Source organism: Bradyrhizobium sp. PRIMUS42, assembly GCF_023006515.1.
Lineage (GTDB): Bacteria > Pseudomonadota > Alphaproteobacteria > Rhizobiales > Xanthobacteraceae > Bradyrhizobium.
Genome location: NZ_JALBGZ010001534.1, coordinates 1 through 524, shown reverse-complemented (window position 1 = coordinate 524; position 524 = coordinate 1). Strand labels below are relative to the sequence as shown.

The 524-nt window shown below is 69.8% G+C and carries 1 protein-coding gene; it reads right to left on the bottom strand.

The features are described from left to right. Positions 1 to 524, bottom strand: a 524-nt coding sequence (locus MOV75_RS41485; RefSeq protein WP_247008675.1) for an FGGY family carbohydrate kinase, incomplete at both ends; no start/stop codon positions are given.

Genomic DNA, 524 nt, shown 5'->3' with positions numbered 1-524 from the left:
CGAGCCCGATCGCACTCGCAGCGTTGTCGCCGGCGCCGCCCGCGACGACGACTTTCTCAGTCATGCCCCAGCGCTGCGCGTACTCCGGCGCCAGCACCGCGCTCACCGCGCTGCCCTCGACGAGGCGCGGCATATGATGAAGGTCGAGCCCGGTCGCATGCAGCAGCAGGGCAGACCAGCGGCGCTGGCCGACGTCGAGCCACAGCGTGCCGGCGGCATCGGACATGTCCTCGATCATCTCGCCGGTCAGGCGATAGCGGACATAGGCCTTCGGCAGCAGCACTTTTGCCACGCGCGCGAAAACATCGGGCTCGTGCCGCGCGACCCAGAGCAGCTTCGGCGCGGTGAAGCCGGGCATCGCCAGATTTCCGGCGATCATGTGCAGCGAGGGACAGCGCCGCTCCAGCAGGGCGCATTCGCTTTGCGAGCGGCCGTCGTTCCAGAGAATCGCGGGACGCAGCGGCCGGCCGTCCTCGTCGAGCAGCGTCGCGCCGTGCATCTGACCCGACAGGCCGATGCCGGCC